Annotated in this window: 19 protein-coding genes; 10 read left to right on the top strand and 9 right to left on the bottom strand. The window is 60.9% G+C overall.

Translation table 11 applies throughout. From position 1 onward, the window contains the following. Positions 1-226: 226 nt before the first annotated feature. The gene (gene rmf / locus M5B44_RS26610; protein ID WP_003223300.1) at positions 227-442 is read left to right on the top strand and encodes a ribosome modulation factor; all 216 of its coding nucleotides are present in this window, start codon (positions 227-229) and stop codon (positions 440-442) included. 138 nt (positions 443-580) lie between these two features. Here rmf and M5B44_RS26605 read toward each other — a convergent pair whose 3' ends face one another. Then, positions 581-1,600: a quinone-dependent dihydroorotate dehydrogenase gene (locus tag M5B44_RS26605; protein ID WP_248741053.1), complete on the bottom strand. Its 1,020-nt coding sequence runs from the start codon at positions 1,598-1,600 to the stop codon at positions 581-583. Between the two features lie 223 nt (positions 1,601-1,823). On the opposite strand from M5B44_RS26605, the gene M5B44_RS26600 reads away from it, so the two are divergent. The 8 genes from M5B44_RS26600 to cobA all read left to right on the top strand — a co-directional run bounded on the left by M5B44_RS26600 (position 1,824) and on the right by cobA (position 13,294). Beyond that, positions 1,824-3,035: a CmpA/NrtA family ABC transporter substrate-binding protein gene (locus tag M5B44_RS26600; protein WP_248741052.1), complete on the top strand. Its 1,212-nt coding sequence runs from the start codon at positions 1,824-1,826 to the stop codon at positions 3,033-3,035. A 15-nt stretch (positions 3,036-3,050) separates the two neighbouring features. Beyond that, positions 3,051-3,626, top strand: a complete 576-nt coding sequence (locus M5B44_RS26595; protein WP_134826004.1) for an ANTAR domain-containing response regulator — start codon at positions 3,051-3,053, stop codon at positions 3,624-3,626. A gap of 220 nt (positions 3,627-3,846) precedes the next feature. Next, on the top strand, positions 3,847-5,058 hold the full coding sequence (locus tag M5B44_RS26590) for a nitrate/nitrite transporter (protein ID WP_248741051.1): 1,212 nt from the start codon (positions 3,847-3,849) through the stop codon (positions 5,056-5,058). Positions 5,059-5,065: 7 nt separating this feature from the next. Then, a complete protein-coding gene (locus M5B44_RS26585; RefSeq protein WP_248741050.1) occupies positions 5,066-6,736 on the top strand; it encodes a bifunctional protein-serine/threonine kinase/phosphatase in 1,671 nt (556 codons plus the stop codon). A gap of 310 nt (positions 6,737-7,046) precedes the next feature. Continuing rightward, a complete protein-coding gene (nirB, locus tag M5B44_RS26580; RefSeq protein WP_248741049.1) occupies positions 7,047-9,500 on the top strand; it encodes a nitrite reductase large subunit NirB in 2,454 nt (817 codons plus the stop codon). Next, complete coding sequence (nirD, locus tag M5B44_RS26575) at positions 9,497-9,814, top strand: nitrite reductase small subunit NirD (protein WP_007951992.1); 318 nt, start codon at positions 9,497-9,499, stop codon at positions 9,812-9,814. Before nirB ends, nirD begins: the two co-directional genes overlap by 4 nt. After that, on the top strand, positions 9,814-12,528 hold the full coding sequence (locus tag M5B44_RS26570) for a nitrate reductase (RefSeq protein WP_248741048.1): 2,715 nt from the start codon (positions 9,814-9,816) through the stop codon (positions 12,526-12,528). The genes nirD and M5B44_RS26570 overlap by 1 nt, the downstream gene beginning before the upstream one ends. 13 nt (positions 12,529-12,541) lie before the next feature. Beyond that, the gene (cobA, locus tag M5B44_RS26565; protein ID WP_248741047.1) at positions 12,542-13,294 is read left to right on the top strand and encodes a uroporphyrinogen-III C-methyltransferase; all 753 of its coding nucleotides are present in this window, start codon (positions 12,542-12,544) and stop codon (positions 13,292-13,294) included. Positions 13,295-13,369: 75 nt separating this feature from the next. On the opposite strand, the gene M5B44_RS26560 is transcribed toward cobA, so the two are convergent. The 8 genes from M5B44_RS26560 to ppsA form a co-directional block, all read right to left on the bottom strand. After that, the gene (locus M5B44_RS26560; protein WP_248741046.1) at positions 13,370-14,419 is read right to left on the bottom strand and encodes an OmpA family protein; all 1,050 of its coding nucleotides are present in this window, start codon (positions 14,417-14,419) and stop codon (positions 13,370-13,372) included. Positions 14,420-14,526: 107 nt separating this feature from the next. Next, positions 14,527-15,117, bottom strand: coding sequence for an RNA polymerase sigma factor SigX (gene sigX / locus M5B44_RS26555; protein WP_011333251.1), 591 nt, complete (start codon positions 15,115-15,117; stop codon positions 14,527-14,529). Between the two features lie 90 nt (positions 15,118-15,207). Continuing rightward, positions 15,208-16,032 carry a mechanosensitive ion channel family protein gene (locus tag M5B44_RS26550; protein ID WP_065259736.1) on the bottom strand — a complete coding sequence of 275 codons (825 nt, stop codon included), beginning with the start codon at positions 16,030-16,032 and terminating at the stop codon, positions 15,208-15,210. A 2-nt stretch (positions 16,033-16,034) separates the two neighbouring features. Further along, positions 16,035-16,283, bottom strand: a complete 249-nt coding sequence (locus M5B44_RS26545; protein WP_065259737.1) for a CrfX protein — start codon at positions 16,281-16,283, stop codon at positions 16,035-16,037. A 63-nt stretch (positions 16,284-16,346) separates the two neighbouring features. Beyond that, the gene (locus tag M5B44_RS26540) at positions 16,347-17,342 is read right to left on the bottom strand and encodes a zinc transporter ZntB (RefSeq protein ID WP_248741045.1); all 996 of its coding nucleotides are present in this window, start codon (positions 17,340-17,342) and stop codon (positions 16,347-16,349) included. A gap of 24 nt (positions 17,343-17,366) precedes the next feature. After that, a complete protein-coding gene (rraA, locus tag M5B44_RS26535) occupies positions 17,367-17,858 on the bottom strand; it encodes a ribonuclease E activity regulator RraA (protein ID WP_085711902.1) in 492 nt (163 codons plus the stop codon). A 226-nt stretch (positions 17,859-18,084) separates the two neighbouring features. Continuing rightward, on the bottom strand, positions 18,085-19,074 hold the full coding sequence (locus M5B44_RS26530) for an alpha/beta fold hydrolase (protein ID WP_248741044.1): 990 nt from the start codon (positions 19,072-19,074) through the stop codon (positions 18,085-18,087). Positions 19,075-19,172: 98 nt separating this feature from the next. Next, on the bottom strand, positions 19,173-21,545 hold the full coding sequence (ppsA, locus tag M5B44_RS26525) for a phosphoenolpyruvate synthase (protein ID WP_085711900.1): 2,373 nt from the start codon (positions 21,543-21,545) through the stop codon (positions 19,173-19,175). A 174-nt stretch (positions 21,546-21,719) separates the two neighbouring features. On the opposite strand from ppsA, the gene M5B44_RS26520 reads away from it, so the two are divergent. Next, positions 21,720-22,538, top strand: a complete 819-nt coding sequence (locus M5B44_RS26520) for a pyruvate, water dikinase regulatory protein (RefSeq protein WP_085711899.1) — start codon at positions 21,720-21,722, stop codon at positions 22,536-22,538.

Genomic DNA, 22,538 nt, shown 5'->3' with positions numbered 1-22,538 from the left:
TGCCGTTACTTATCGCCATAGCACCCTTTTCGTTACGTCCTTATGACAAAACGGTCATTCCCTCGATGTGACTCATTGGTTAGAACTGGACACAGGTTGACGTCGCAACGGCGTCAACACCTTGGCTCGCCACGCCGGCAGCGAGCCGCCAACGGCAGAGTTTTTCTGCCAGACCTCAATTGAGGTCGACGCGACAAAAACAGTCAACAAGTGAGGGAAACACCCTATGAGAAGACTTAAGCGTGATCCGTTGGAAAGAGCATTTTTGCGCGGATATCAATATGGCGTTGGTGGCAAATCCCGTGAGCTTTGCCCATTTACTCTACCGTCGGTACGTCAAGCCTGGATCAACGGCTGGCGAGAAGGACGCGGCGACAACTGGGACGGTATGACCGGCACTGCGGGAATCCACAGACTCAACGAACTTCACGCCGTCGGCTGACACAGGGCATTTATTCCGACACGACAATCTGATTTCGCAACACCCTGATCACCATGCACGTCCTTCCCGGACGGCGGGCTACGGCCCAGGGGCTCCTTCGAGGAGCCCTTTTTTATGCCTGCCGTTTAAGTCCGAAGATCAGCGCTTGGCGGCGATGGCGTCCACGGATTCGCGGATCAGCGCCGGGCCCTTGTAGATGAAGCCGGAGTAGATCTGCACCAGGCTCGCGCCGGCAGCGATCTTCTCGGCCGCATGCTTGCCTTCGGTGATACCGCCCGCCGCGATGATCGGCAGTTTGCCGCCCAGCTCGGAGGCCAGCACTTTCACGGTATGGGTGCTCTTCTCACGCACCGGCGCACCGGACAGACCGCCCGCCTCGTCACCGTGTTCCATGCCTTCGACGCCCACGCGGCTGAGGGTGGTGTTGGTGGCAATCACCGCGTCCATCCCGGTTTCGATCAGCGCTTGGGCGACTTGCGCGGTTTCTTCGTCGGTCATGTCCGGCGCGATCTTGATCGCCAGCGGTACATGCTTGCCGTGGCGCAGGGCCAGTTCGGCGCGACGTGTGGCCAAGTCCGCCAGCAACTGCTTGAGCGAATCGCCGAATTGCAGGCTGCGCAGGCCCGGAGTGTTCGGCGAACTGACGTTGACCGTGACGTAACTGGCGTGGGCGTAAACCTTGTCCAGGCAGATCAGGTAATCATCCACCGCACGCTCGACCGGGGTGTCGAAGTTCTTGCCGATGTTGATCCCCAGCACGCCCTTGTATTTGGCCGCCGCCACCCGCGCCAACAGGTTGTCCACACCGAGGTTGTTGAAACCCATGCGGTTGATGATCGACTCGGCTTCCGGCAGGCGGAAAATCCGTGGTTTCGGGTTGCCCGGCTGCGGACGCGGAGTCACGGTGCCGATTTCGACAAAACCGAAACCCAGCTGCGCGAAGCCGTCGATAGCCGCGCCGTTCTTGTCCAGACCAGCCGCCAGACCGACAGGGTTCGGGAACTGCAGGCCCATGACATTCACCGGCAGCGACGCCGGCGCCTTGCACAGCAAGCCGTTGAGGCCCAAACGCCCGCCCGCGCCGATCAGATCCAGCGACAGATCGTGGGAGGTTTCCGGGGAAAGTTTGAACAACAGCTGACGGGCCAGGGTGTACATGGGCGGCTATGACTCGGGCGGCGAAAAGAGGCGGCGATTATAGCCGGGCATCGCCCCGCCGCGCGAGGCGCATGCGCAAATCCGCTGCGCTGGCATATGCCTTGCACCTTCCCCGATATCAGCTCGCAGGCCAATGGTGACGTGCAGGCAAGGACAATGGCGTCGTCTCTCGGTTTTGCGCGGGCAAAGCCTCGGACGACGTTTTTTTTGAAGGTGGTTTTTCATGACTCAAACCTCCATCGGGCCACTGGCCTGGGTCAACGGCAGCGATGCCCCGGAAAAAAGCGCGATCAACCTGGGTTTCATGGCCCTGAGTGACTGCGCTTCGGTGGTGGTCGCCGCCACCCAGGGCTTTGCCCAGCCTTACGGCCTGACCCTGAACCTCAAGCGCCAGAGCTCATGGGCCAACCTGCGGGACAATCTGGCCAGCGGCGAACTCGACGCCGCCCACAGCCTGTACGGTCTGATCTATGCGGTACATCTGGGCATCGGCGGCGTTGCTTCCACCGACATGGCAGTGCTGATGGGGCTGAACCAGAACGGTCAGAGCCTCAACCTGTCCCACGGCTTGCAAGGACTGGGCGTGACCGGTCCTGAGGCGCTGCACCGCCATGTGCACCAAACCCGCGCAAGGCTCACCTTCGCCCAGACCTTCCCCACCGGCACTCACGCCATGTGGCTGTATTACTGGCTGGCGAGTCAGGGGATTCATCCGTTGCAGGATGTCGACAGCGTGGTGGTGCCGCCGCCGCAAATGGTCGCGCACCTGCAGGCAGGTCGCATCGACGGCTTCTGCGTCGGCGAGCCTTGGGCCGCCAGCGCCGTGCAGCAGAATCTCGGTTTCACCCTGGCGACCAGCCAGACCATCTGGCCCGATCACCCGGAAAAGGTTCTCGGCTGCACCCGCGCCTTCGTCGAGCAATACCCCAACACTGCCCGGGCGCTGGTGATGGCGATCCTCGAAGCCAGCCGTTTCATCGAAGAAAGCCTGGAAAACCGCCGCAGCACCGCGCACCTGCTCAGCGCCGCCGAGTACCTCGACGCCCCGGTTTCCTGCATCGAACCACGCTTTCTCGGCGACTACGACGACGGTCTGGGCAACCGCTGGCAAGACCCGCACGCCCTGCGCTTTCACGGCGATGGCGCGGTGAATCTGCCGTATCTGTCGGACGGCATGTGGTTCATGACCCAGTTCCGCCGCTGGGGTTTGCTGCGCGACGACCCGGACTACCTCGCCGTTGCACGTCAGGTGCAGCAACTGGCGCTGTACCGCGACGCCGCCAGCGCGGTCGGTGTGCCGGTCGGCACCGAGGACTTGCGTAGCAGCCAGTTGATCGACGGCAAGGTCTGGGACGGCAGCGACCCGGCTGCCTACGCCCGAAGCTTCAAATTGCATGCATTGAGCGACCTCGCTCCCCTTCTCGCCCACCGCTGACAGGAGACCGCGAACATGCTGCGCATTCTGCTGATCAACGACACGGCGAAGAAAGTCGGCCGCCTGAAAGCTGCGCTGACCGAGGCCGGTTTCGAGGTCATCGACGAGTCCGGCCTGACCATCGACCTGCCGGCGCGCGTCGAAACGGTGCGCCCGGACGTGATCCTGATCGATACCGAGTCACCAGGCCGCGATGTGATGGAACAAGTGGTGCTGGTCAGCCGCGACCAACCCCGGCCGATCGTGATGTTCACCGATGAGCATGACCCGGGCGTGATGCGTCAGGCGATCAAGTCCGGGGTCAGTGCCTACATCGTCGAAGGCATTCACGCACAACGCTTGCAACCGATTCTCGACGTGGCCATGGCCCGCTTCGAAAGCGACCAGGCCCTGCGCGCCCAGCTTCAGGCCCGCGACCAGCAACTGGCCGAGCGCAAGCGCATCGAACTGGCCAAGGGGCTGTTGATGAAAATGAAGGACTGCAACGAAGAAGAGGCCTACACCCTGATGCGCCGCCAGGCCATGAGCCGCCAGCAGAAACTGATTCAGGTGGCGGAGCAGATCATTGCCATGAGCGAGTTGCTTGGCTGAGCTGGCACAGATCTCGCTAAGTAATTCCTACAGGTAACCAACGGCGGTTGCCCCACCCACGACAAAGACGTCGCTCACCTTCTTCGCCCCTTTCGGCGATCCGGGTAGCGGCGTTTTTGCGTTTTGGCCCCATTGACCGGGGCCGGTGGTGCGGCCGTGGCGGCGCCCCACTGTGCTGGTTCTGACTCCTTCTCGAGATTCTCTACCGCTGAGGTGCGCGATGAATAAAAGCTTCTGGAAATCCGGCCACACCCCGACCCTGTTCGCGGCCTTCCTGTATTTCGACCTGAGCTTCATGGTCTGGTACCTGCTTGGCCCGCTGGCGGTGCAGATCGCCGCCGACCTGCACCTGACCACCCAACAGCGCGGTCTTGTGGTGGCCACGCCGATTCTGGCCGGCGCCGTATTGCGCTTTGCGATGGGCATGCTCGCCGATCGCCTGTCGCCGAAAACCGCCGGCCTGATCGGTCAGGTGATCGTGATTGGCGCGCTGTTCGGTGCCTGGAAACTTGGCATCCACAGCTACGAACAAGCCTTGTTGCTCGGCCTGTTCCTCGGCATGGCCGGCGCTTCGTTCGCCGTAGCGCTGCCGCTGGCCTCTCAGTGGTATCCGCCCGAGCATCAGGGCAAGGCGATGGGAATCGCGGGGGCCGGCAATTCCGGCACCGTGTTCGCGGCACTGATCGCTCCGGTACTGGCAGCGGCGTTCGGCTGGAGCAATGTGTTCGGTTTCGCCCTCATCCCACTGATCCTGACACTGGTGCTGTTTGCGTGGCTGGCGAAAAACGCCCCGGAGCGACCAAAAGCCAAATCCATGGCCGACTACTTCAAGGCTCTGGGCGACCGCGACAGTTGGTGGTTCATGTTTTTCTACAGCGTCACCTTCGGCGGCTTCATCGGCCTGGCCAGCGCCCTGCCCGGCTACTTCAACGATCAATACGGCTTGAGCCCGGTCACCGCTGGTTACTACACCGCCGCCTGCGTGTTCGGCGGCAGCCTGATGCGCCCGCTGGGCGGCGCGCTGGCCGATCGATTCGGCGGGATTCGCACATTGCTGGCGATGTATACGGTGGCGGCGGTCTGCATCGCGGCTGTCGGCTTCAACCTGCCCAGTTCCTACGCGGCGCTGGCACTGTTCGTCTGCACCATGCTCGGTCTCGGCGCGGGTAACGGCGCGGTGTTCCAACTGGTGCCGCAACGTTTCCGTCGCGAAATCGGCGTGATGACCGGACTGATCGGCATGGCCGGCGGCATCGGCGGGTTTGCCCTGGCGGCCGGCATGGGTGCGATCAAACAGAGCACCGGCAGTTATCAACTGGCCCTGTGGTTGTTCGCCAGCCTTGGCGTGCTGGCGTGGTTCGGCCTGCACGGGGTCAAACGCCGCTGGAGAACCACCTGGGGTTCGGCGGCCGTGACCGCTGCCCGGGTCTGAGGCCCGCATGGCTCTGCAACTGAGCTTCGCTGAAGCCAGCGCCACCGGACCACGCGCGGAAAATCAGGACGCCTTGCGCCTGGTCACGCCGGCCCCGGCGCTGGCCGCCAGCAAGGGGTTTCTGTTCGCCATCGCCGACGGTGTCAGCCAGTGCGCCGATGGCGGTCTGGCTGCGCGCTCGACCTTGCAGGCGCTGGCGCTGGACTACTACGCCACCCCGCAAACCTGGAGCGCGGCCCAGGCGCTGGATCGCCTGCTGCTCGCGCAAAATCGCTGGCTGCAAGCCAATGGCGGTGGCCAGCCGTTGCTTACCACCGTCAGCGCGCTGGTCCTGCGCGGCAGACGCTTCACGCTGGCGCATGTGGGGGATTGTCGGGTCTATCGCTGGCACGCCGACACCCTGCAGCGGATCACCGAGGATCACGTCTGGGAGCAGCCGGGCATGCAGCACGTGCTCAAGCGTGCACTGGGCCTGGATCAGCATCTGGTGCTGGATTTTCTCGACGGTGAGCTGTGTGAGGGCGAAAGCTTCGTGCTGCTCAGCGACGGTGTCTGGGCCGTGCTTGGCGACACGGCCATCGCCGGAATCCTGCGCGATCAACCGGATCTGCACAGTGCGGCACAAACGCTGGTCAACGCCGCGCATCTGGCCGGCAGCCAGGACAACGCCAGCGCCCTGCTGGTGCGGGTGGATGCCGTGGGGGAAGCGAGCATCGGCGATGCGCTGATCCAGTTGCAGCAATGGCCGCTGCCCCCGACGCTCAAACCGGGCCAGACCTTCGAAGGCTGGCAGGTGCAAGGCATCGTCGGCCAGAGCCAGCAATCGCTGCTGTATCGCATCCTCGATAACCAAGGCCAGGTGTGGCTGTTGAAGACCTTGCCCACACGGCTGGCGGACGATGCCCACGCAGGCCAGGCATTGCTGGCGGAGGAATGGTTTCTCAAACGTGTGGCCGGGCGACATTTCCCTGAAGTCCATGGCGGCAGTCAGCGTCAGCATTTGTACTACGTGATGCGTGAATATTCGGGAATTACATTGGCGCAGTTGTTCGAGCGAACCGGCCCACTGCCGCTGGCTCAGTGGCAGGATGTGGCCGAACGCCTGTTACGGGCCGTCGGTCTGCTGCATCGGCGGCAGATCCTGCACCGCGACATCAAACCGGAAAACCTGCTGCTGGGGGACGACGGCGAGTTGCGTCTGCTGGATTTCGGTCTGGCCTATTGCCCCGGCCTGTCGCAGGACACGCCGTCGACGCTGCCGGGAACCCCGAGTTATATCGCCCCGGAGTCTTTTCGGGGTGATGCGCCCGAGGCTCGTCAGGATCTGTATGCGGTGGGCGTGACGTTGTATTTCCTGCTCACCGGGCATTTCCCCTACGGAGAAATCGAAGCCTTTCAGCGTCCGCGTTTCGGGGTGCCGGTAAGTGCGGCTCGTTACCGGCCGGATCTGCCGGAATGGCTGGCGCAGTGTCTGGAACGTGGCGTCTCGGCCGATCCTTTGCAACGCTATGAAACCGCCGAGGAATGGCTGCTGACGCTGGAACAGGGTGAGCGCCGCAGCCTGAATGTACGCCCTCGCCCCTTGCTTGAACGGGAGCCGCTTAAGGTCTGGCGAACATTGGCGTTGCTGGCGCTGCTGGGCAATCTGGTGCTGATGTTTCTGTTGTTTCATGGCTAATCCAGCGCTCCATTAACGGGCGTGCCGCTTCCATTCAGTGCAAAAACCACAATGAACATCTGGCCAATTCCATAACTATCCCAGTGAATTCGGGGCTCACCGCGACTTGGCACAACCACTGCATTATCGTTTTCAACTGACATAAAGCCCGACCTTCAACGACGAAGGCCAGGCTTCCCGAGAGTACGGGACAAGGACAAAGGCGTCCTCGCTAGGTAACTGGCGGGACGCCTTTTTTGTTTGCGCCATTTTTGTCGAGCAAGGCCTGACTGCCCACAAGAGGCAAGCCCGAAGCTCCCCGGAGAACCTGATGAAAAAACTCAAACTGGTGATGATCGGCAATGGCATGGCCGGGGTCCGTACCCTGGAAGAACTGCTCAAGCTGAGCAACGAGCTTTACGACATCACGGTCTTCGGCGCCGAACCCCACACCAACTACAACCGCATCCTGCTGTCACCGGTACTGGCCGGCGAGCAGACCTTCGAAGAGATCGTGCTCAACGACCTCGACTGGTACCTGGAAAACGGCATCAAATTGCTGCTCAACCGCAAAGTGGTGGAGATCGACCGAGTCAAGCGCCGGGTGATCGCCGAGGACGGCACCGAAGCCGAATACGATCGCCTGCTGATCGCCACCGGCTCGACCCCGTTCATCCTGCCGATCCCCGGCAACACCTTGCAGGGCGTGATCGGTTACCGCGACATCGCCGACACCCAGGCGATGATCGACACCGCCAAGATCCACAAGCACGCCGTGGTGATCGGCGGTGGCCTGCTCGGCCTCGAAGCGGCCAACGGCCTGATGCTGCGCGGCATGCACGTCACCGTGGTGCACCTCGGCGAATGGCTGCTGGAGCGGCAACTGGACAAGACCAGCGGCCAGCTCCTGCAAACCGCCCTCGAATCCCGTGGCCTGCACTTTCGCCTGTGCGAACAGACCCAGGCCCTGCACGACGCCGGCAACGGCCGGGTCGGCTCGGTGCAATTCAAGAACGGCGACATCATTCCTGCCGATCTCGTCGTCATGGCCGCCGGTATCCGCCCCAATACCGAACTGGCGGAAAAGGCCGGCATCCCGTGCAATCGCGGGATTCTGGTCAACGACACCCTGCAAACCTACGACCCGCGCATCTATGCCATCGGCGAATGCGCCAGCCACCGTGGCATTGCCTACGGCCTGGTGGCGCCGCTGTTCGAACAGGCCAAGGTCTGCGCCAACCACCTGGCGCAACTGGGCTTTGCCCGTTATCAGGGCTCGGTGACTTCGACCAAATTGAAAGTCACCGGCATCGACCTGTTTTCCGCTGGCGATTTCATGGGCGGCGAAGGCACCGAGACCATCACCCTCTCCGACCCGATCGGCGGGGTGTACAAAAAACTGGTGATCAAGGATGACGTGCTGGTCGGCGCCTGTCTGTACGGCGATACGGCAGATGGCGGTTGGTATTTCCGGCAGATTCGTGAGAATCACGCCATCGGCGAGATCCGCGATCACCTGATGTTTGGAGAAAACGCTTTAGGCGACGTAGGACATCAAGGCCAGGACAAAGCCATGAGCATGGCCGACAACGCCGAAGTCTGCGGCTGCAACGGCGTGTGCAAGGGCACCATCGTCAAGGCGATTCAGGAACACGGCCTGTTCAGCGTAGATGAGGTGAAGAAACACACCAAGGCGGCCAGCTCCTGCGGCTCCTGCGCCGGGCTGGTCGAGCAGATCCTGATCAACACCGTCGGCGGCGCGGCGGACGTCAAACCGAAAAGCGAAAAAGCCATCTGCGGCTGCAGCGACCTCAACCATGGCCAGATCCGCCAGGCCATCCGCGAGCAGCACCTGCTGACCATCGCCAGCACCATGAGCTACCTCAACTGGCGCACCCCGAACGGCTGCGCCACCTGCCGCCCGGCCCTCAACTACTACCTGATTTCCACCTGGCCCGGTGAGGCCAAGGACGATCCGCAGTCGCGCCTGATCAACGAACGGGCCCACGCCAACATCCAGAAGGACGGCACCTACTCGGTGGTGCCACGGATGTGGGGCGGCGTGACCAACCCCTCGGAACTACGACGGATCGCCGACGTAGCGGACAAATATCAGGTGCCGATGGTCAAGGTCACCGGCGGCCAGCGCATCGACTTGCTGGGGATCAAGAAACAGGACCTGCCCGGTGTGTGGAAAGACCTCGACATGCCGTCCGGTCACGCCTACGGCAAATCCATCCGCACCGTGAAAACCTGCGTCGGCAGCGAGTTCTGCCGCTTCGGCACACAGAATTCGACTCAGTTGGGCATCGACCTCGAACATGACTTGTTCAACATGTGGTCGCCGCACAAAGTGAAGCTGGCGGTCTCCGGATGTCCACGCAACTGTTCGGAAGCGGGGATTAAAGACGTAGGAATCATCGGCGTCGATTCCGGCTGGGAGATGTACATCGGTGGCAACGGCGGGATCAAGACCGAAGTCGCCGAGTTCTTCGTCAAGCTCAAGACCGCCGAGGAAGTGCGCGAATACAACGGCGCATTCCTGCAGCTGTACCGCGAAGAAGCCTTCTACCTCGAACGCACCGTGCACTACCTGCAACGGGTCGGTATGGAGCACATCAAGAAAGCCGTGCTGGAAGATCCCGAGCGCCGCAAGGCCCTGAACGAGCGCCTGCAATTTTCCCTCTCGTTCGAACAGGACCCGTGGAAAGAACGCCTCGCCCAGCCGCAACTGAAGAAAGAGTTCGACGTAATTCCCGTGAAAAACCTGGAGGTGCCGGCATGAACTGGCTCGATATCTGTGCCCTGGAAGAGATCAATGCCCTCGGTTCGCGGATCATCGCCGGGCCCAAAGGTGACATAGCGATCTTTCGCACAAGCGACGACGAAGTTTTCGCACTCGACGACCGCTGCCCGCACAAGGGCGGCCCGTTGTCACAGGGCCTGATCTATGGCAAGCGCGTAGCCTGCCCGCTGCACAACTGGCAGATCGACCTGCAATCCGGCGAAGCCCAGGCGCCGGACGTCGGTTGCGCGCACCATCACCCGGCCCGGGTCGAAAACGGCCGTGTACAACTGGCCCTGCGGGACGCCGTCTGATGAACCGCCAGACGACCGCCTCGACCTGCTGTTATTGCGGGGTCGGCTGCGGCGTGCTGATTGAGCATGACGGCGAGCGCATCCTCGGCGTCAGCGGCGATCCGGCGCACCCGGCCAACTTCGGCAAATTGTGCAGCAAGGGCTCGACCCTGCACCTGACCGGCGATCTGGCGGCGCGGGCGTTGTACCCGGAATTGCGCCTGGGCAAAGGCCTTGCGCGCAGCCGCTGCGACTGGGACACCGCGCTGGAACACGCCGCCAATGTGTTCGCCGAAACCATCGCCGAACATGGCCCGGACAGCGTGGCGTTCTACATCTCCGGGCAGTTGCTGACCGAGGACTACTACGCCTTCAACAAACTGGCGCGGGCGCTGGTCGGCACCAATAACATCGACAGCAACTCGCGGCTTTGCATGTCTTCGGCAGTGGTCGGCTACAAGCGCAGCCTCGGCGCCGACGCACCACCGTGCAGCTATGAAGACCTGGAGCTGAGCGACTGCGTGATGATCGTCGGCAGCAACATGGCCTACGCCCATCCGGTACTTTTCCGCCGCCTCGAAGAAGCCAAATCCCGCCGCCCGCAGATGAAAGTCATCGTCATCGACCCTCGACGCACCGACACTTGCGACCTCGCCGACCTGCATCTGGCCATTCTGCCGGGCACCGATGTCGCTTTGTTCCATGGGATTTTGCATCTGTTGTTGTGGGAAGACTGGATCGACCGCGACTTCATCCAGGCTCACACCGAAGGCCTCGCCGAGCTGAAAAGCCTGGTGCGCGATTACACGCCGGCCATGGTTTCGCAGTTGTGCGGAATCAGCGTCGAGCAGCTGCAGCAATGCGCCGAATGGGTCGGCACCGCGCCGAGCTTTCTGTCGCTGTGGTGCATGGGCCTGAATCAGTCCACCGCCGGCAGCGCGAAGAACAGCGCCCTGATCAATCTGCACCTGGCCACCGGGCAAATCGGCCGGCCCGGTGCAGGACCTTTCTCCCTGACCGGTCAGCCGAATGCCATGGGCGGGCGGGAAACCGGCAGCCTCTCCAACCTGTTGCCCGGTCATCGTGAGGCTGCCAACCCGGAGCACCGCGCAGAAGTGGCGGCGTATTGGGGCGTGGATTCGCTACCGGAAAACACCGGTCTCAGCGCCATTGAGCTGTTTGAACAGGTGCGCAACGGCAAGATCAAGGCGTTGTGGATTGCCTGCACCAACCCGGCGCAATCGATGCCGGACCAGAACGCCGTGCGCGCAGCGCTGGACGCCTGCCCCTTCGTGGTATTGCAGGAAGCATTTCGCACCACCGAAACCGCAGCGTTTGCCAACCTGCTGTTGCCGGCGGCCAGTTGGGGTGAGAAGGAAGGCTCGGTGACCAACTCCGAGCGGCGCATTTCCCACGTCCGCAAAGCCATTGCCGCACCGGGTGAAGCGCGACCGGACTGGGCGATCACGGTGGATTTCGCACAACGCCTGGAAAAACGTCTGCGCCCGCAACAGCCGAGCCTGTTTGCGTTTGATCGCCCTGCGCAATTGTTCGATGAATTCAAAGCACTGACCCGTGGCCGCGATCTGGACCTCTCCGGAATCAGTCATGAATTGCTCGACGAAATCGGGCCGCAGCAATGGCCGTTTCCTCAGGGCGCCCGGCAAGGCACGCCACGGCTGTACGGCGACGGCGTATTTCCTACGTCCAGCGGTCGCGCGCAGTTCATTGCCGATCCTTACCGTGCGGCCAAGGAACAACGCGACGCACGCTTTCCACTGACCCTGATCACCGGTCGCCTGCGTGATCAATGGCACGGTATGAGCCGCACCGGCACAGCGGCGCAGCTGTTCGGGCATGTCAGCGAAGCCGTGCTGAGTCTGCACCCGGACGAATTGCGCCGGCACCGTTTGCAACCGGGGGATCTGGTGAATCTGAAAAGTCGTCGGGGCGCGGTAATCGTGGCAGTCGCCAGCGATGACAGCGTGCGTCCGGGCCAGGCGTTTCTGCCAATGCACTGGGGCGATCGTTTCCTCAAGGGCGGCGTGAATTGCCTGACCCTGCCCGCATTCGATCCCTTGTCGAAACAACCGGAACTCAAGCACAGCGGTGTACGCCTGGAGCCGGTGAATCTGCCCTGGCAGCTTTTCGCACTGATCGAGGGCGATGTTCAACGGCACTTTGAGGCGCTTCGACCGCTGTGTGAGGCGTTTTCCTACGTCAGCCTCAGCCTTGTCGGTCGCGAGCGTCCGGCGTTGCTGATACGCGCTGCCAGCGCCGCCGCACCGGATCCGCAATTGCTGCGCGAAATCGATCAGTGCCTGGCCCTGATCGAAGGCCCGGTGCTGGCCTATGACGATCCGCGCCGGGCCATCGGCAAACGGGTACGCATCGAGAGCGGGCGAATCACGGCGATCCGCCTCGCTGGCGAGACCCTCGCCCAGCATTGGCTGCAAGGCCTGTGGCTGGAGGGCCGCGCAGATGAACAACTGCGGCGCTGGCTGCTGGCGCCGATGAGCGCGCCGCCGGGTAATGCCGGCGTGCAAAGCGTTGCCGACAAGACCTTGTGCAATTGCAGGAACGTCAGCCATAGCGCGGTCTGCGCCGGGATTCGTGAAGGTCTGGATTTGCAGGGTTTGAAAAACACACTGGGCTGCGGCACGCAATGCGGTTCCTGCGTCCCGGAAATCAAGCGTTTGCTGGCCGCCGAAGCACGGCCGGTCGCCGTTATCTGAAGAGGAAAACACCATGAACGCAAAAGTCTGGCTGGTGGGCGCAGGTCCTGGCGACCCTGAATTGCTGACGCTCAAAGCCGTGCGTGCCCTGCACGAAGCGGATGTGGTGCTGATCGACGATCTGGTCAATGACGCAGTGCTGGAGCACTGCCCTGGCGCGCGGATCATTCCGGTCGGCAAGCGAGGCGGCTGCCGCTCGACGCCTCAGGCATTCATTCATCGGCTGATGCTGCGTTATGCGCGTCAGGGTAAATGCGTGGTTCGCCTCAAGGGCGGCGATCCCTGCATCTTCGGCCGTGGCGGCGAGGAAGCGCAGTGGCTGCATGAGCGCGGGGTTGAAGTGGAGTTGGTCAATGGCATCACTGCCGGGCTGGCCGGGGCGACGCAGTGTGATATTCCGCTGACTTTGCGCGGCGTGGCACGGGGTGTAACGCTGGTCACCGCGCACACCCAGGACGACAGCCAATTGAACTGGCAGGCTCTGGCGCAAAGCGGCACGACGCTGGTGATCTACATGGGAGTGGCCAGGCTCAGCGAGATTCGCGAGCAATTGCTGGCAGGCGGGATGGCGGTGGAGACGCCGGTGGCGATGATCGAGAACGCCTCCCTGCCGCAGCAACGGGAATGCCGGAGCGATCTGACGGGGATGGAGGAAGCGGCCAGCAGGTTCCAGCTCAAGAGTCCGGCCATTCTGGTGATTGGTGCGGTGGCAGCCTCTGCGGCCCGACCCGGTTTGCTCGCCTGGCCAGCCGATCAGTCAGCCTGATCATCTGGTTTTTACCAAATCGCAGACAAAGAAAAGCCCGGCATAAGCCGGGCTTTTCTCAAAGCAGCGAGCTAATTACTTAGCTTGAGCTTCAACCTGAGCTTCTACGCGACGGTTAACGGCGCGGCCAGCTTCGGTTTTGTTGTCAGCAACTGGACGGGTTTCGCCGTAGCCAATCGACTGAACGCGGGACGATTCAACACCGTACTGGTTAACCAGAACTTGCTTAACGGCGTTTGCACGACGCTCGGACAGTTTCTGGTTGTAAGCGTCAGGACCGACGGAGTCAGTGTGACCTTCAACAGTGGTGTGAGTCGATGGGTACTGCTTCATGAAGTCAGCCAGGTTCTTGATGTCAGCGTAGCTGTTTGGCTTGACGACCGACTTGTCGAAGTCGAACTTCACGTCCAGCTCTACACGAACAACTTCAGCAACTGCCGGGCAGCCATCAGCGTCAACAGTTACGTTGGCTGGGGTGTTCGGGCACTTGTCAACGTTGTCGCAAACGCCATCGTTGTCGCTGTCGGAGCAGACTTCAGCTGGTGCTGGAACTGGAGCAGCAGCAGGCTTGTTGCCGCCACCGAAGTTCACGCCCAGACCGATTACTGGAGCGTAGTTCCAGCGACCGTTGTCCAGTTTGTAGTCAGCGTCTACACCAGCACGGGCGTAGAAGTTTTCAGCGAAGTAGTACTTAACGCCAGCGCCAGCAGTCAGGTAGGTCGACTGATCGCGACCGGTGTGGCCGTCAGCGGCTACGTTGGTCAGGCTGCCGTGCTTCACACCGCCAGCAACGTAAGGACGCAGAGCGTCACCAGCGTTGTTGAAGTGGTACTGAGCGTTCAGACCGAAGTTGTCGCCACCCAGCTTCTGGCTGCCGGTGCCGTCGTTCGAACGGGTGTGGTTGTTCTTGTCGTAGGTCAAGTTCAACGATACGTCGTCGGTCAAGAAGTAACCGATAGAGGCGCCTGGGTTGAAGCCGTCTTCGACATGGTTAACGCTGTCGTTGTACTGCTTCTTGTAGAACAGTTCGCCTTCAACTGCGCCTTGGCCTTGTGCCAGTGCGCCGAACGAAGTAGCGGCAATCAAAGAACCAATGGCCAAGCCCAAGGTGTTTTTCAGTTTCATCCGTTAAATCCCCATCTGGTGATTGTGAAGCAGTCCCGCAAACCGGGGGACAACTCGGCGGCAAGTCTATCAGAACTTGCCTACACGTAAGAGATATTTGCGCTGAACTAAGTTTCAGCAATGCCTGCAAATTTCTCACGCAATTTATCTAGAGCACGTTTGTACCGCATTTTTGTAGCACTCAAACCCATGTGCATGATGTCTGCGATCTCCTGAAATTCCAGCTCTGCGACAAAACGTAGCACCAGAATTTCACGGTCAATCGGGTTCACATACACCAGCCAGCGATCAAGTCCGCCCTTCTCCTCGGGTTTCGGCGCCTTTTCTTCGGACGCTTCCTCGAGGGGGTCAAGACTCAGTGCGTCCATCAAGCGACGCTTTCGCCGTTCCTTCCGATACTGCGTGATGCATTCGTTGTAAGTGATGCTATATAGCCATGTCTTGAACTTCGATTTCCCCTCGAAGTTCTTCAGGCCGTACAGCACCTTCAGCATCACTTCCTGACAGACATCATCTGCGTCGCGATCGTTCCCAAGATACCGCGCACAAACGTTAAATAGTGTTCGCTGGTAACGCCGCATCAGTTCTTCATAGGCGCGCGTCACGTGAAACAGCTCGGTATGCGAGCGCGCGACCAACTCCTCATCAGAGAGCTCGCGGGGGTCGTAGCGCGTGGATAGCGTTTGGGCTTTATTCAAAACAAGTCGTGCCGACAGTCAGGTCAATGTCCACCGCTGCCAGCATCAGCTGGCATTTTGCGGCGGCATACATTAGCAGGGTTTGCCGGATTAGCGGCTACTCACATGCTGTTCCAGCAGGATCCGATTGGAGAGAGAGACTAGCTCACCCTCATCGGTCAGCAATGTGGTCTTAACCGTGCCGATCTCTTCGATCTGGCCTTCGACCTCGCCAACACGCACTTGTTGCCCAACCTGATACAACTCACGCACATAGATTCCCGCAAGAATCTGACCGGCAATTTCCCGGCTTCCCAAACCCATGGCCAGCGCAACCGCCAGACCAACGGTAATCAATACGATGACGATCACATGGTTCAGCAGGTCGGTCTTGACCTCGAGCTGACTGATCGCGACCGAGATACTGATGATGATCACCAGGCCCTGGGCAATACGCCCAAGTCCTGAAGCGTAGTCCAGTCCGACGCCTTCTGCCGCACCGCGTACCAGACCGTTGGCCAGTTGCGCCAGCAATACCCCCACCAGCAATACCAGCGCAGCGCCGAAAACTTTCGGCACATACAGCGCCAACATGTCCAGCGTAGCTGAAACTCGCTCAAGTCCAAGGGATTCTGCCGCAGAAACCAGGAAAATCAGCAGAACGAACCAGTAGACGATCTTTCCGATCAGGGTCGAAATCGGCACTTGCAGTCCCGCACGGGACATCAATTTGGTCAGGCCGGTGCCACCCATCAGGCGGTCGAGGCCGAGTTTGGCGAGCAACTTGGACAGCAAGGTGTCCAGCAGCTTGGCCACGACGAAGCCCAACAGCAGCACCACCAGTGCGCCGAACAGGTTCGGGATGAAATTAGCGACTTTGGTCCACAACGCAGTCATTGCCGTGACGAGGCTCTGAGTCCAGAGATCAAGTTCCATATTCAATCAGCCTTATCAGCAGTGCGAGCGTTAGGTTTACGGAGACGGGAAACCGGCGCGACATGAGCCGAGCCGTTGTTCAGGGCGATCATCAGCGCGGGCAGCCAGCGGCCCAGCAGGCTGAACAGATCACCGGCGCCGACCTGGCGGTTGGCGGTTTTGAGTACGCGGCCCAGGCAGGCATCGTCGTCGCGGCCGGACGGCGAGGCGTTGAGCATGTCGCGCAAAGACTGTTCAAACGGATCGTGCATACGCACCTCTCGTGATGTCTGTGAAAGACGCGGGCAGATTTGGTCGGGTCACATGATGCATCGTCATACCCAGCGCAATCGGCGGAACAACCACCATTGTCCGAGGGCCACCAGAACCATCAGCAGGCACGCCACCAGGAAGCCGTAAGGGTTTCCGGAAAGCGGAATACCGCCGACATTGATCCCCAGCAGGCCGGTAAGAAAACTCATCGGCAGGAAGATCCCGGTGATGATCCCGAAGCGGTACATGGTGCGATTCATGCGCACGCTCAAACGCCGGTCTTCGGTGTCCAGCACAAGCCCCACGCGCTCTCGGGTCAATTCGAGCTCTTCGAGATAGCGGGTCAGGCTGTTGTTCAATTCGTTCCAGTAGTCCGCGTCGTCATCGACGAACCACGGCAGTTTTATCCGCGTCAGCTGTCCGAAAATATCCCGCTGCGGTGCGAGAAAACGCTTCAGTCCGGCCGCCCGGCGACGGATGTGCAAAACCGCTCCGTGCTCGGGAGTATACCGTTCGTCGGCATCCAGCTTTTCTTCCTCGTCATCGACCACTTCCGAGAGGCAAGTGACCAGATCCTGCACCTTGTTGGTGAGGTATTGCGCCAGATAAAGAATGAGTTCGGACGAGGTTTTCGGGCCCTTGCCCTCCCCCAGCATCGCCAGCAGTTCATCAGTGGCGCGCAATGGGCGCAGACGCAGGGAAATCACACGCTGGGCCGACGCGAAAATCCGCACCGAGACCATGTCTTCCGGCTCGGCACCGGGATTGAGGTTGACCCCGCGCAAAAACAGCAGCAATTCGGATTCGGGCAACGGCAACAGCCGCGGGCGGGTGTTCTCTTCCAGCAGCAGATCGCAGGTGAATTCGTTGAGTCCGCTGGATTTGCGCAGCCAGGTCTGGGTCTGCGGATGACTGCGATCCCAGTGCAGCCACAGGCTTTCATGGGCCTGCAGCTGCAGTTCGTCGAGTTCAGTCCGGGCTATCGAACGCGCACCGCCTTTACCGTCCAGCACCAGGGCATGCACCAGCCCCCATTGCGCGTTTTCTTCCTCGAACATCCTCACCCCGGTAGTTGCCGCGTTTTATTCAGGCATTTTCAGCGGGCTCGGCGAGATGATCACGCCGTTGTTGTCCGCATAAATGTATTGGCCCGGATGAAAGGTGACACCCGCGAAAGTCACCGGCACGTTGAGGTCGCCGATACCACGCTTGTCGGTCTTCATCGGGTGGCTGGCCAGTGCCTGCACGCCGAGATCGGTCTGGGCGATGACATCCACGTCACGGATGCAACCGTAGATCACCAGCCCTTCCCAACCGTTTTTCGAGGCCTTGTCGGCCAGCATGTCGCCCAGCAGCGCACGCCGCAGGGAACCGCCGCCATCGACCACCAGCACCTTGCCGTTGCCCTTGAGTTCGACCTGTTCCTTGACCAGCGAGTTGTCTTCGAAGCATTTGATGGTCACGATTTCGCCGCCGAAGGAATCACGGCCGCCGAAATTGCTGAACATCGGTTCCAGCACCTGCACCAGCTCCGGATAGGCGTCGCACAGGTCAGGCGTGAGGTAATGGTTCATCGAATAACTCCTGTAACAAGGAAGACGATCAAGGATGTCGCACTCTTTTGAAACGAGATCCGGCGGTCGCTGTTTACCTTAGTTCATGCAATGGTCGCTGAGCGAACCTGAACACAAGCTGAAACGTAATAGCGAAACAGCCACCAAATGTGACCGGAACCGTCCAATGCGTCATATCTTAGCCGCAAGCGGACTCGAACGAAATGCCCTTTTCAGAGCCTTCCGCTCATCCTGCCGCCGCCAGATCCACCTTTTCGCCGACCAATGGCGTGTGCTGATCCGCCAACCAGCGCGCCACCAGCGGCCAGACTTCAGCCTGGGCGGCCTTGCTCACCAGCATCTCGACATGGCCGAAATTTTCGCTGAAGCCCTGCTCGCGCCCCAGATTGATGAATTGCTTGTGCTCGGAGCCGATTTGCTCGAACAGCTTGCGGCAGGCCCAGGCCGGATCCTGATGATCGCCGGCCGCCGTCACCGCCAACACCGGCACCTGAACGTCGGCAAGACCCGCCCACCAATCCTTGTCCTTGTCACCGAAGCGCCCGAACAGGCCGTACCAGCGCATGCTTTCCAGCGCGAGACCGATCGGTTCGTCCTCCGGGCCACGCTTGAGCCGCGAGCCGGACAACTGGGCAAAGCGCTTGAGAATGAAGCGCCCGCTCCACTCCACCGGTGGAATCTTAAGCGGCCAGTAAGTGCGACTGACCTGCGTGCCAAAAAACGCTGCCGACGCCACGGCCGGTTCACCGAGGTATTCACCGCCCAACGCGGCCGCGAGCGTAATGCCGCCCAGCGAATGACCGATCCAGTGCGGAATCTGCCCGCTCTGTTCACGCACGAACGCGGCGATGGCCGGCAGATCGTAACGGGCGTAGTCGGCGACGCGGTTGCGGCGGTAGTCCTCGTTACGCTGAGACATGCCGTGGCCACGCATTTCCGGGATCCAAACATCGAAGCCCAGGCGCGTGAGGTAAGCGCCCAGACCCAGGCCTTTCGGGGAAAACCAGAAACGTCGGTTGGAGAAGCTGCCATGCAGCAAGATCACCGGCACACCGCGTGTCGCCGGCTCATCGGCCATGCCGAGACGGGTCACCGCGATTTCCACGGACCAGTCGGGGCTATTGCCCGGTTTCAAACGGTAGATGTCTTCGCTCAGATCACCACGGCGTTCGGCGCTGATCAGAGCGACAGGAAAAAGGTTGCTGCTGCTTTGCATAATGCTCTTGCACAAAAAAGGGCGGCATCCGGAGAGCTCGCCCTACTTAAATCTTAAAGCCCCGGCCCGGTTCAGAGGGCCGGGGCTTCATTCACGGCTTATTCCGCCTGACCTTCGGCCAGGAAGAACCAGGTTTCCAGCACGGTGTCCGGGTTCAGGGAAACGCTTTCGATGCCCTGCTCCATCAGCCACTTGGCCAGGTCCGGGTGGTCCGAAGGGCCCTGACCGCAGATACCGATGTACTTGCCGGCCTTGTTGCACGCGGCAATCGCGTTGGCCAACAGCTTCTTGACCGCCGGATTACGCTCGTCGAACAGGTGCGCGATGATCCCGGAGTCACGGTCCAGCCCCAAAGTCAGCTGGGTCAGGTCGTTGGAACCGATCGAGAAACCGTCGAAGAATTCGAGGAATTCTTCAGCCAGGATCGCGTTGGACGGCAGTTCGCACATCATGATCACGCGCAGGCCGTTGTCGCCGCGCTTCAAGCCGTTTTCTGCCAGCAGATCGACCACCTGGCTCGCTTCGCCCAGGGTACGGACGAACGGCACCATGATTTCGACGTTGGTCAGGCCCATCTCGTTGCGCACACGTTTCAGTGCACGGCATTCGAGCTCGAAGCAGTCACGGAACGATTCGCTGATGTAACGCGAAGCGCCGCGGAAGCCCAGCATCGGGTTTTCTTCTTCCGGCTCGTACAGCTTGCCGCCGATCAGGTTGGCGTATTCGTTGGACTTGAAGTCCGACAGACGCACGATGACCTTCTTCGGTGCGAACGCAGCCGCCAGGGTGCTGATGCCTTCGACCAGTTTCTCGACGTAGAAGCCGACCGGATCGTCGTAACCGGCGATGCGCTTGTCGACGCTTTCCTTGATGTCCTGCGGCAGGCCGTCGTAGTTCAACAGCGCTTTCGGGTGGACGCCGATCATGCGGTTGATGATGAATTCCAGACGAGCCAGGCCCACACCGGCGTTCGGCAGCTGCGCGAAGTCGAAGGCACGGTCAGGGTTGCCGACGTTCATCATGATCTTGAACGGCAGCTCCGGCATGGCGTCCACGGAGTTCTTCTTGATGTCGAAGCCCAGTTCGCCTTCGAAGATGTAACCGGTGTCGCCTTCGGCGCAGGACACGGTCACGCCCTGGCCATCCTTCAGCAGCTGGGTGGCGTTGCCGCAACCGACGACTGCAGGAATACCCAGCTCACGGGCGATGATCGCCGCGTGGCAGGTACGGCCGCCACGGTTGGTGACGATGGCGCTGGCGCGTTTCATCACAGGTTCCCAGTCCGGGTCGGTCATGTCGGAGACCAGCACGTCGCCCGGCTGGACTTTGTCCATTTCCGACACGTCGCGGATGATCCGCACCTTGCCCGCGCCGATGCGCTGACCGATGGCACGGCCTTCCACCAGCACGGTGCCGGTTTCCTTCAGCAGGTAACGTTCCATGACGTTGGCCTGGGTGCGGCTCTTCACGGTTTCCGGACGGGCCTGCACGATGTACAGCTTGCCGTCGTCACCGTCCTTGGCCCATTCGATGTCCATCGGGCAGCCGTAGTGCTTCTCGATGATCATCGCCTGCTTGGCCAGTTCGCTGACTTCAGCGTCGGTCAGGCAGAAACGTGCGCGGTCGGCCTTGTCGACATCGACGGTCTTCACGGAACGACCGGCCTTGGCCTCGTCGCCGTAGATCATCTTGATGGCCTTGCTGCCCAGGTTGCGACGCAGGATCGCCGGACGACCGGCCTCCAGCGTGCCCTTGTGGACATAGAATTCGTCCGGGTTCACCGCGCCTTGTACGACGGTTTCGCCCAGGCCGTAGGCGCCGGTGATGAACACCACGTCACGGAAGCCGGATTCGGTATCGAGGGTGAACATCACGCCGGCGGTGCCGGTTTCCGAACGCACCATGCGCTGCACGCCGGCAGACAGGGCGACCAGTTTGTGGTCGAAGCCCTGGTGCACGCGGTAGGAAATGGCACGGTCGTTGAACAGGGAAGCGAACACTTCCTTGGCCGCGCGGATGACGTTTTCCACGCCACGGATGTTCAGGAAGGTTTCCTGCTGACCGGCGAACGAAGCGTCCGGCAGGTCTTCGGCGGTGGCGGAGGAACGCACGGCCACGGCCACATCGGGATTGCCGGCCGACAGCGCGGCGAACGCGGTGCGGATCTCGGTGTTCAGTTTTTCAGGGAATTCGGCTTCCATGATCCATTGGCGGATCTGGGCGCCGGTCTTGGCCAGCGCGTTGACGTCATCGACGTCCAGGGCGTCGAGAGCCTTGTGGATCTGGTCGTTGAGGCCGCTCAGCTCGAGAAAGTCGCGATAGGCCTGCGCGGTGGTGGCGAAACCGCCGGGGACCGACACACCGGCACCGGCCAGGTTGCTGATCATCTCGCCCAGGGATGCGTTCTTGCCCCCCACATGCTCAACATCGTGTTTGCCGAGCTTATCGAGGGAAACTACGTACTCTACCAAGGTGATCTCTCCACTAACTGTGTTGGAAAAGCTCAGAAACCGGCGGCTCGGGGGAGCATCGGCCGGTTGTATGGCCTGGACCTGGAAAATAAGTGAGAATGCGGGCCATTGGCGGCCGACAAATCGCGCCTATCATATCCAAGATTCGTCACTAGCTTAAGGCCCAAGGTGCAAATGAAACGATCTGCTTTCTTTATCTCCGATGGCACCGGCATTACTGCCGAAACCCTGGGTCAAAGCCTTCTGGCGCAGTTCGAAAACATTACCTTCACCAAACTCACGCGGCCCTACATCGACAACGCGGACAAAGCGCGGGCCATGGTACAACAAATCAACAAAGCCGCTGAAACCGATGGTTTCCGGCCGATTATCTTCGACACCATCGTCAATCAGGACATCCGTGAGATTCTCGCAACCTCCAATGGTTTCATGATCGACATTTTCTCGACGTTCCTCGCCCCGCTCGAACAGGAACTGACCGAGCATTCTTCCTACACCGTCGGCAAATCTCATTCGATCGGCCACAACTCCAACTACATGGAGCGGATCGAGGCGGTGAACTTCGCCCTCGACAACGACGACGGCGCGCGCACCCACTATTACGACAAGGCCGACCTGATACTAGTGGGGGTGTCGCGTTGTGGTAAGACGCCGACGTGTCTGTACATGGCGATGCAGTTCGGCATCCGCGCGGCCAACTATCCGCTGACCGAAGACGACATGGAGCGCCTGCAATTGCCGGCCGCCCTGCGCGCCCACCAGCACAAGCTGTTCGGCCTGACCATCGATCCGGACCGCCTCACCGCGATCCGCAACGAACGCAAACCCAACAGCCGCTATTCGAGCTACGCCCAGTGCGAATTCGAAGTGCGTGAGGTGGAGAACCTGTTCCGTCGCGAAAACATCCCGCACATCAACTCCACGCATTTTTCCGTGGAAGAGATTTCGGCGAAGATCCTCGTGGAAAAAGGCGTGGAACGGCGGTTCAAGTAA

Source organism: Pseudomonas sp. MWU12-2029, from assembly GCF_023242425.1.
In the GTDB taxonomy this organism is placed as follows: domain Bacteria; phylum Pseudomonadota; class Gammaproteobacteria; order Pseudomonadales; family Pseudomonadaceae; genus Aquipseudomonas; species Aquipseudomonas kribbensis.
This window is presented reverse-complemented; position numbering and strand designations above follow the sequence as displayed.